Source organism: Dyella sp. (assembly GCF_035486915.1).
In the GTDB taxonomy this organism is placed as follows: Bacteria; Pseudomonadota; Gammaproteobacteria; order Xanthomonadales; family Rhodanobacteraceae; genus Dyella_B.
In genome coordinates this window covers 1-9184 of sequence record NZ_DATHMR010000124.1, presented here as the reverse complement: position 1 = coordinate 9184, position 9184 = coordinate 1, and the positions used below count along the sequence as shown (strand labels likewise).

Here is a 9184-nt window from a genome sequence, read left to right as displayed (position 1 = left end):
CGAATGCGAGGGTAACGACCAGGCCTGCATCAGAAGCAGAACCACACTGAGCATGGCAATTTTTCGGGACAACAATCGCCCAACCGCTGGGGGACATTTCACTGGGGCATCTCCTTGGAAGGGCAATCACTCTTGCGTTGGGTGGGGAGTATTCCCAGTTCTCCATGAACGAACCGTCGCCGCGGTTCGATCTCATTGCCTTAGCAAAGCGACAAGCGACGCTGTAGATTTTTACCGCATAAACATGCGATTCATCGCCCTATTTTTTTTGAAAAAACATCCGCCTTGGGCTGCGATTTCAGCCGAAAGCGGACATCATCATTTGAACAAGCAAGCGGAGAGAGCCGCTTTACGGGCTGGCCGTTGTCAAACCAAATTTCGCAGCCTGCGCATCGATATCCGGATTAATCGCGCGCGCCGCAGCGAGATCGGTATTGCCAGCGTCCTTCTGGCCGCTACGGATTTTTGCCAAACCAAGGCCGTAGTGCGACCAAGCCGAATGCCCATTGCTGGCAAGAGCCAGCTCGTAGGCACTGATTGACTCGGGATAGTGGCCCAGCCGTAGTTGCACCATGCCAAGACTGTCCAGGTACGCTGGATTTTTGCCATCGCGTCGGATGGCTTTGCGGCAGTCGCTCAAGGCATCGTCGAGCATTTGGTTGCTCAAACTGCGCGCCCAACAGCGTTCGTTCAGTGCGCTGCCGAGTAGAACGTCATTGTCATGCACACGAATCCACGCGTCGAGCAGCGGCAGCGCCGCGGCAGGCTGATCGAGTGCGATGTAAAAGCTGGCAATGGCGCGCGTCTGTGGAGATCCTGCGGATGCCAGGACACTTGCTGCGTTGACGTCTGCCGTCGCACCGGGAATGTCTTTGCGCGAGAGGCGAACTTCTGCGCGCAACAACAACGCATCGATGTTCTTCGGGTCCAGGCTCACGGACTTGTCCAGATCGACCGACGCAGCATCGAGCTGTCTCTGGGCAATATGCGCACGCGCACGCGCCAGATAGTAAGTGGGCTGATCGGGGGCCATGTTAATCGCCTCGTCCAGATCGGCGACAGCCGCACCTGGCTCGCCGCGAGATAAATGCGCCTCGCCACGCAGCGCATAATCGGCAGCATTCTGCAGCGACGTCCCTTTGCCATTGGTACCGGAATTTTCGCTATCGCTAGGTGCTTTTGCTAATGCAAATACGCGCCCGCCGTTATAGGTGAAATAAACTTTATCCTGACTGTTTGCGATGTACATGCGATGGGCGAGAAGAAAATCCGCGCCAAGTAGCATGTCGATATTGCGCCCCCCCATCGATCCATCGAGCACCTCCATCTGGCTGTGCCGAATGGTTTCAGTGCCGACCGAGAAAGCATCGATGTCTACCGTCCATGCTTTGACCGCCTTTGCGCCTATGCCGGTGCCGGTGATACCAGGTTTTGCATCCGGCCCGTTGAGATCGATGCCGATTCGCTCCGCAGCATCACGGCTTAAGACGGTGGCAGATGCTCCCGAATCGATAATCGCGCGCAACTTCTTGCCGTTGATCGTTACCACCACAATGGTTTGACGATTGGATGTCTGATCGGATGACTCAATATCGGCAACCTCGTAGTTGCCGTCTTTAGACCAGTAAGCCAGCGGTACTTTCTTGCAGTTCTCTGGTTTGAAGAGCGTTACTTTGCCATGCGCCAAATCGATTTCCAGATCCGCTAAATCAAGCAGGTTGGCGCCAATCAATCCGTAGCCTGTATCGCTGCCGCCCACAATAAATTCGATATTGCTTAGCGTCGTACCAAGGATGCCGAATTCCTTGACGCGTGCGTACTGCGCCCTGGTATCGCCGCCGATACCGCCGATGCGAACCTCCTCTGGAAGAGGTCTCAGCTTAAGTCCGAGCGATGCTGCATTGGCGCGCGACATCATGCTGTAGAAGGCGCCGGTATCGAGCATAAAGCGTGTGTCAGTACCGTTGATCTTCACCACGGTGGTGGGTTGTCCGTTGATCACTTCCACCGGTAACGTACCGAAGTCCCCCAAGTGGCAGCCCTCAGCCCACGTCTGGCTTGCAAGCAACAACGCGCCGACACCTACGCAGATACGCAACATGCTCATCGTCCCTCCCCCTGTATGCCTTACTTGGCTTTTGGCGCCTACGCGTGTGGCGCTTTAAAAGTGATTGAAATCTTTCGAACCGGGACTAAGAGCTCTGGGCTCTCACTCCTTGAAACACCTGATCGATTAAATCGTTGCCGTATTTTGCAGTGAGCGGTGTATGACGAAGCAACAAGCCATAGTAAATGGGACCAAATATGGCATCGATCAGCAATTCGGCGTCGACGTTGGACGCAAGCTCACCGTTTGCTTTGGCGCGCTCGATATCGACAACCGAAGCAGCGCGCCGAACGCTGATGTGGCTTTCAAAAAGCTCGCGCAAAATGGAAGGATCGCTTTGACCTTCGGCGATCAAGTCGGCCATGACCTTGCCGAATAGTCCATTGAATTCTTTGATGAGATGAAGCGCTTTTACGCGAATCGTCTCTTCGACCGTCGCGGTATGTGGGACTACCAGTTCGCCAGCCAGACGCTCATGGAACATCGCCATGATGAGTGCCGCCTTGGACGGCCACCACTTATAGAGCGTCGGCTTACCCACTTTGGCGCGCTTTGCTACCGCCTCCATCGTCAGCTGACTGGCGGACTTTTCTTTCAGCAGTTCATATACGGCATCCATGATCGCTGCATGCGAGGCAGCCGCATCGCTGGGTGGGCGGCCTACGCGTGCGCGAGTTGGGGGCTTAGGGCTCATGACGGGGCAAATTACCTAAACGTTCCGTAAAAGAAAATGCTGGACAACCTCCACGGGCTATTTTATATTACGGTACGTAACGTAATTATAAACGCCTAAAAGGGCCGCCCACCTGGAGGAACACCATGCAAAACGCGCTACGCAGCTCAGCGGTGCCGGAGGATTTCATCCGCCTCCATCCACTTTCGCCTGAAGACGCCCAGACGACGAAGTTCATGCGGGAAATGTCCGCCGGCATAAAGGGCAAATTGCGGGGGATTGAGGCCCGAGGCCCCTTCGACGCCATCATGGAAGGCGTTATTCCGCCGGATGAAGTGACTTTCCAAGCTGGCACCGTGGGCGGTATTCCAGGACATTGGGTGCGGCCCAAGCACTTTCGAACCGACGAGGCGATCCTTCATCTTCACGGCGGCTGGTTCCACTGGGGAACCTCGCAGGCCTTCCGCCATTTGGTCGGACACATTGCGACACAGGCTCAAGCTCAAGCCTTCATTCCCGACTACCGGCTGGCTCCGGAACATCCTTTTCCTGCCGCGGTGAATGATGTCGAGGCGAGCTATCGCGGATTGGAAAAGGCAGGTATTCACCGCGTCGCGGTGACCGGCGACTCGGCGGGCGGCAATTTGGCGTTGGTGCTTTCGTCGCTCGTAGCCACTCAGGCGATTTCGATCGATGTGAAGCTCGTTGCGACAGCGGTCATGTCACCGGTCACCGACCTCACACTTTCTGGCGCGAGCTACGACACGCGCGCAGAGGCCGACCCTTACTTCGTTGTGTCCCAAGTCACCGAGCTGGCGCGTTCCTACCTGGCAAGCACGGAACCCAATCATCCGTTGGCATCGCCATTGTTCAATAGTCAGCTAGCCAACCTGACGCCGCTACGCGTTCATGTCGGCGATGATGAAGTGCTACTGGATGACTCGCGCCGATATGTTGAGCAAGCGGTCGCCGCAGGCGTCGACGCCAAGCTCGATATATGGATGGGCATGCCACATGGATTTCCCGGCGGCGTGGGCAAATTGAACGCCGCAACATTGGCTTTGGAAGCCATCGGTGCATTCATTGACGAAAAACTTTCCGCTGCACGCATACCGGCCTAAGGATCGATGAATGGGGCGCGGCAAAGGCCACGCCTCGGTTACGTAGAATCCTGTTCGAGTCACCGCGCTTTTAGCAACTGCGACAGCCGGTCAGTCGTACCCGCAATACGTTCGAGATGCGGATACTGCAACGTTCCTCGATAAGGGATAACGACATCGCGCGCTTTTCCGTCCATCGTCACGCGCAGAAGCAATGGCTTCGTCGCAGACATCTGCACGGCGGCCAACAATTTCTGCGTCGAAAAGGGCTGCCCATCGACTTCCACGACGTGAGCGCCGGACGACAAACCGGCCTGGAATGCTGGACCCTTCCAAGTCACCGATGCGATGTGGCCATCTGTGTCGATTTGCAGGCCAATCGAATAGTCGAGGTTACTTGCGCCGGCCTCCTCTTCGTCCTGTCGGAAGGTTTCCGTGGGAACGTCGTTGTACGTGAGCTTCCAGCCCGCTCGTGCCAAACCGGCCATCGCCTCGCCCGTATCGTGGCTGCGAAGATGTTGCTGCAAGAACGTTGCCCAATCGTCCGGTGCGATGTCACTCAGCGCGTTGCAGACGTCCTCGAAGGTATACGTCTGCGTGGTCTGACCGCTTCTTTCGGCATCGAAAAAGCGATGCGCAAAATCATCCAGGCTGCGCGTATCGTGACTCAGCTCGCGCAGTCGCGCATCGACATCCAGCCATAGCAAAACGCCTTCGGGGTAATAATCTTCACGTCGCTGCCAGTCGCGCCACGGCACATGATGTCCCGCCATGTAAATGGCGTCGTTGGTGCTGTCCTGCAGATTTTTCCAGGAGCGCCCTTCGCGATGAGCGACGACAGCCGCATCCATCGCCAATTTGTCCAAGGTTTGTTGGGTATCGCGCAGACCTGCACGCGCCGCGAGAACGCGTCCCCAGAATTCGGTTTGTCCTTCATACACCCACAGCAACGAGCCGCCGACCGGCTGATTGAACGTAGGCGACCATAGATCGGCAGGCTCGTGCGAGCGGCCGTTCCACGCATGCACAAATTCATGCGCGATCAGATCGCGATTGTTGAGCTGCTGCGATGGAGCGTCGACATACGCGGCGGGAAGATTGTTCTCCCCTTCCTCCAGATGTTCCGTGCCGCCACCCGGCGAAAGGACGTCGCTCAACGTGACGATAGCGTCGTAGTGGCGATACGGCGGAGCGCCGAACGTTTTCAACGTCTGCGCGACAAGCGTCTGCGTGTGCGTGATTTCGCTCGGCGTTATGGCGAGATCTTTGGCGCTGTCAGCCAGCAGATCCAGCATCACGGGTTTCGCATCGCGATCGTTAAGCACGATGCGGCGCGTGTAGCGGCCGGCGTATACCGGAGCGTCCACCAGTTGTTCGAGCGTCACCGGCTGAAAACGCAACGTTCGATCGTCGATTCGCTCGAACGCCAGGGAAGTGAACGGCGTCAGGCCCTGAGGCAACACAAGCGTCGCCGCGACCGGTAAATCTCGCACGTACCATCCCGCCGGATAGAGCAACACGCGCTGCCACGGCAACTCGATCATGTCCGTACGCAGCAGATGCGCGTTGGATGCTGCAAGAAACTGGAAGTCCAGCGTGATCGTGCGCGCGCCCTTTGGCACGTCGATGTGAAAGGCATACATGTCGACGGGATCGCGCATCCAATCCACACGCACACCGTCGACGTGCACCATCAAACCGGCAAGATCCGATATCGAAGCGGTCGGAGCGTGACTTGCCGTTTCCCAATGCGGATACAACAGCACGGTGTCGCCGATCTGTTGAACGGGAATGGTCTCGTGAACGGTAAAGATCTGATGCTCGGTGTCGACGGCTTCGACGTGTAAGCCAATGGTGCCGTTATAAGCACGATCCTGAGGTGTGGGCAGCTCAGGTGGCTGAGGCTTGGCGATCGGGCCCACGCCGACTTGCGCAGTGGCGGCGCAAGTCATGAACACAAACACCGCCGCCGACAAGAGCGTGCGCGGTCGCAACCCACGATGCCTATGGCAAATCGAATTACTTCTCACTGGTGACCGCACTTGCTTCCATCGTCGTTTTGGTGCTTTCCCACGACATGAGGCAAGTCCTGCGCCGAGGTTGCGGAGATAGTGTCCAACGAGCATATGAAGACCGCAAACACCGAGCACACACTAGACTTCGTAAGCCCCATGACCGTTTCAGACAAGCAATAGGTCTACCTACGATGACCGCCTCCGGACAGGTCGCACAGTGCTGGAAGCCACGCTAAGGTCGACTTAAGTAACAAGCCAACGCCGAGTTCCTTCCTGCTGCACCCAACTATCGTTTTTCTGTTCGCACGGATTTGTCGAGAACGCACGCTGCGCGTGCAACGCGAATGTCTTGCCGCTTGCGTCGTGCGCGCGACGCCGCCGCCGCCGCGCAGCCGAGCAAAACGGCGGGCCGCCAGCCAGAACACGAAGACAGAAAACCCGAAGGCATAACCGCCAGTTATGCCCGTATAGCAAAACAGTATTTTCTTTCCCGCCCGGACACGCCCAGACTCTGCTGCAACGCACAAAACAACGTTCCACACGGGAGAAAATCATGTCCAAGCTACGTTTTGCATCCAAAGCTGCCGCAGTGGCAGTCGGTCTATTAGTGACGGTATCTGCTTATGCGGCCCAAGGCTGTGGCCCGGGCCGGTGGCGCGACGGGTGGGGCTTCTGCCACGGACCGGCCGTCGTCGTGGTCCGCCCCATCGGCTATCCCGTCGGCTACCCCGTCGTTGCCGTGGTACCGGCTCGCGTGTGCCCTCCCGGTTACTGGATCGGACCGCACGGCCATTGCCGCGATACACCCGTTCACGGCCGCTGGGTGTATGGCGCATGGGTATATTGATGCTTCCATAGGCACGGCGAGATGTCGATCGCGCCGTGCCTGTCGAGAGAAGAGTTTGGTTCCGGCTAGCTGACAAACCTCGATCGGATGCACATCCAATGCTTCAACAAGAGCGGCCCTAGTGAGTTTCCAATTTGGAAATAGCACTCTGACTTTTTTATGTCTCCACCCCACTAACTCGCTTATTGATATTCCGGCCTTTCACCCTTGACCGGATTGAAGGTCGGCACGCCGGGCGTGCCCGAATACGTAATGATCAGCACCGTCGGCTGATCGCCGCTGACGCCGCGATGGACATCGTCGACCGATTCGGTGAATGCCTGGCCGGACTTGAACGTTTCCTTCTTGCCGCTGGCCTTGTCTTCGATGGTCAGCTGCCCGGAAAGCACGTAACCCGCATTCGGCACAGGATGCGTATGCCATGGCAACGCGGTGTTCGGCGGGATAGTCATCTTCAGCATCGTCAACTGCGGCGTGCCCTTGGGATAAGACGTATAGGGCTTGCCGTTCCACGATTTGTCGCTTTTGACCAGCACGTCGACATGCGCGGACGACACGGATTGCGCGCGCACCAACGCTACAAACGGAGTGAAAAGTACGAGCGATAAAAACACTCGCTTGTATATCGTGTTCATACTGTTTTCCTGAAACGATTTATCGGAGTCTGCGAGCCGTTCGCGTCGTGTGCGCACTGCGATGTTTGCATCGAAGCGCGTGCAACTAAGGCAGATCCCGATGCAGTCACACCGCTCGGATGCCGCATCGGGATCGCAGGAAGCCCGCAGACACAGGGCTCGTGTTATCAGCCTTTCGGCAACGCCGGGCCGCTACCCGCACCGGTCGAACCAATGGCGGCAGCAATCGCCACCAACTCGTCGTGCGAGAGCTGGAATGTGGCGGCAGCAAGCCATCCGTCGACCTGCGCAGGCGTGCGCGCACCGACGATGGCGCCCGTCACGCCAGGCCATGCCAGCGTCCACGCCACGGCAACCGTGGCGACCGACACGCCATGCCGATTCGCAATCGGGCGCAGCGCATCGGCGAGCTTCAAATTGGCGTTCAACTTGTCGCCGGTGAACTCCGCATTGCGCGAACGCCAATCATCCTTGGGCAACGCCTTCGCACGCTCGACGCTAAAGCTGCCGGTAAGCAGACCCGACTGCATCGGGCTGTAGACGATCACGCCCGTCTGATAGTCGTGACACCACTGCAGCTCGGCGCCACCCACGTCACGGCGAATCAACGAGAACGGCGGCTGTAACGTATCGACGTGACCCAGCGATTCGGCCGCAAGCAGCTGTTGCACGTTGTGGTTGGAAAGTCCGACTGCGCGCACTTTTCCTTCCTTCTTCAGATCAAGCAGCGTCTGCCAATACGCCTCCAACGGCGTACCGTCTTCAGCCGGCCAATGCATCTGATAAAGATCGATGCGCTCAACACCCAGACGCTTCAACGATGCGTCGATCTCACGCCGGATGCTGGCAGGTGCGCCCACTTGACGCGGCGCCGCCTGGCGATTGTTTTCATCCCAAACGAGGCCGCACTTGGTGAACACATACGGTCGCTGATCTGCAGGCAATCCGGCGAGCGCTTTGCGCACCACTTCTTCGGAATGTCCAAGGCCGTAAATCGCGGCCGTGTCGATCCAGTTGATGCCGCGCTCGATCGCATGACGGATCGCCGCAATGGAATCGTTGTCGTCCTGGGAGCCCCAACCGAAGGCCCAGTCATTACTGCCGATGGCCCAGGCGCCGAAGCCGACGCGGGTGATGGTCATGTCGGTGAGGCCCAACCGACGGGTAGGAAGCGCCGAGCTCTGCGACGCAGCGAAAATTGCAGGATTAGTAGCCATAGCGATGTCTCTGGGGAGGAGGGGACATAGCCAACGTAGGGCCACCCACGCCATCGTTCAAATTGAATATTTTGATATAATTGATCTGTTTCCTAGATGAAATAGCCGCATCGAGGCGCACCATGGAAATCCGTCAGTTACAGCACTTCGTGGCACTCGCCGAAGAAAGGCATTTCACCCGCGCGGCGCGACGGGTAAACATCGTGCAGTCGGCGCTATCCACCTCGATCCGCCAACTGGAATCCGAACTGGATGCTCAACTGGTCGTGCGAAGCACGCGCCAGGTCAGCCTCACCAGCGCCGGCAAAGTGTTCCTCAACAAAGCCAAAGCCGCACTCGATGCTGTCGACGACGCACGCGAAGCAGTCGCTGCCGTGCAGGGACTGAAGCGCGGCACGTTGAACATCGGTTCGATGCAAAGCCTGCCCGCATTTCTCCATCTACCGTCACTGATCGAACAATTTCATGCACAGCATCCAGGCGTCGACGTGCGCTTGTGTCAGGGCGGCGCGTCGCTGCTGCTGGAAAAGGTGCGCAGCGGCAGACTCGATCTAGCATTCCTTCCCTTGTCCGAACCACCCGCGGACGTC

8 protein-coding genes are annotated in these 9184 nt (G+C 57.8%); 3 read left to right on the top strand and 5 right to left on the bottom strand.

Features of this window, described 5'->3' with window-relative positions:
* Window positions 1–349: 349 nt before the first annotated feature.
* Window positions 350–2107: an aspartyl protease family protein gene (locus VK725_RS09560; RefSeq protein WP_325317822.1), complete on the bottom strand. Its 1758-nt coding sequence runs from the start codon at window positions 2105–2107 to the stop codon at window positions 350–352.
* Between the two features lie 85 nt (window positions 2108–2192).
* The gene (locus VK725_RS09555; protein WP_325317821.1) at window positions 2193–2726 is read right to left on the bottom strand and encodes a TetR/AcrR family transcriptional regulator; all 534 of its coding nucleotides are present in this window, start codon (window positions 2724–2726) and stop codon (window positions 2193–2195) included.
* 200 nt (window positions 2727–2926) lie between these two features.
* On the opposite strand from VK725_RS09555, the gene VK725_RS09550 reads away from it, so the two are divergent.
* Window positions 2927–3901: an alpha/beta hydrolase gene (locus VK725_RS09550; protein ID WP_325317820.1), complete on the top strand. Its 975-nt coding sequence runs from the start codon at window positions 2927–2929 to the stop codon at window positions 3899–3901.
* Window positions 3902–3960: 59 nt separating this feature from the next.
* Here VK725_RS09550 and VK725_RS09545 read toward each other — a convergent pair whose 3' ends face one another.
* The gene (locus VK725_RS09545; RefSeq protein ID WP_325317819.1) at window positions 3961–5832 is read right to left on the bottom strand and encodes a M61 family peptidase; all 1872 of its coding nucleotides are present in this window, start codon (window positions 5830–5832) and stop codon (window positions 3961–3963) included.
* Window positions 5833–6448: 616 nt separating this feature from the next.
* On the opposite strand from VK725_RS09545, the gene VK725_RS09540 reads away from it, so the two are divergent.
* Entirely contained in the window at window positions 6449–6742 is a 294-nt protein-coding gene (locus tag VK725_RS09540; RefSeq protein WP_325317818.1) for a GCG_CRPN prefix-to-repeats domain-containing protein, read from the top strand.
* Window positions 6743–6924: 182 nt separating this feature from the next.
* On the opposite strand, the gene VK725_RS09535 is transcribed toward VK725_RS09540, so the two are convergent.
* Together VK725_RS09535 and VK725_RS09530 are read right to left on the bottom strand one after the other, a co-directional pair.
* Complete coding sequence (locus VK725_RS09535; protein ID WP_325317817.1) at window positions 6925–7377, bottom strand: cupin domain-containing protein; 453 nt, start codon at window positions 7375–7377, stop codon at window positions 6925–6927.
* A 167-nt stretch (window positions 7378–7544) separates the two neighbouring features.
* Complete coding sequence (locus tag VK725_RS09530) at window positions 7545–8519, bottom strand: aldo/keto reductase (protein WP_325317816.1); 975 nt, start codon at window positions 8517–8519, stop codon at window positions 7545–7547.
* A gap of 197 nt (window positions 8520–8716) precedes the next feature.
* Between VK725_RS09530 and VK725_RS09525 the strand changes: the two genes are divergently transcribed.
* The coding region (locus VK725_RS09525) for a LysR family transcriptional regulator (protein ID WP_325317815.1) at window positions 8717–9184 on the top strand (468 nt) is incomplete at its 3' end.

Bases quoted from the DNA above. Each gene is read 5' to 3' on its own strand.
- VK725_RS09555 (WP_325317821.1), bottom strand. From the start codon at position 2,726: ATGGATGCCGTATATGAACTGCTGAAAGAAAAGTCCGCCAGTCAGCTG.
- VK725_RS09550 (WP_325317820.1), top strand. From the start codon at position 2,927: ATGCAAAACGCGCTACGCAGCTCAGCGGTGCCGGAGGATTTCATCCGC.
- VK725_RS09535 (WP_325317817.1), bottom strand. From the start codon at position 7,377: ATGAACACGATATACAAGCGAGTGTTTTTATCGCTCGTACTTTTCACT.
- VK725_RS09545 (WP_325317819.1), bottom strand. From the start codon at position 5,832: ATGACTTGCGCCGCCACTGCGCAAGTCGGCGTGGGCCCGATCGCCAAG.
- VK725_RS09560 (WP_325317822.1), bottom strand. From the start codon at position 2,107: ATGAGCATGTTGCGTATCTGCGTAGGTGTCGGCGCGTTGTTGCTTGCA.
- VK725_RS09540 (WP_325317818.1), top strand. From the start codon at position 6,449: ATGTCCAAGCTACGTTTTGCATCCAAAGCTGCCGCAGTGGCAGTCGGT.
- VK725_RS09530 (WP_325317816.1), bottom strand. From the start codon at position 8,519: ATGACCATCACCCGCGTCGGCTTCGGCGCCTGGGCCATCGGCAGTAAT.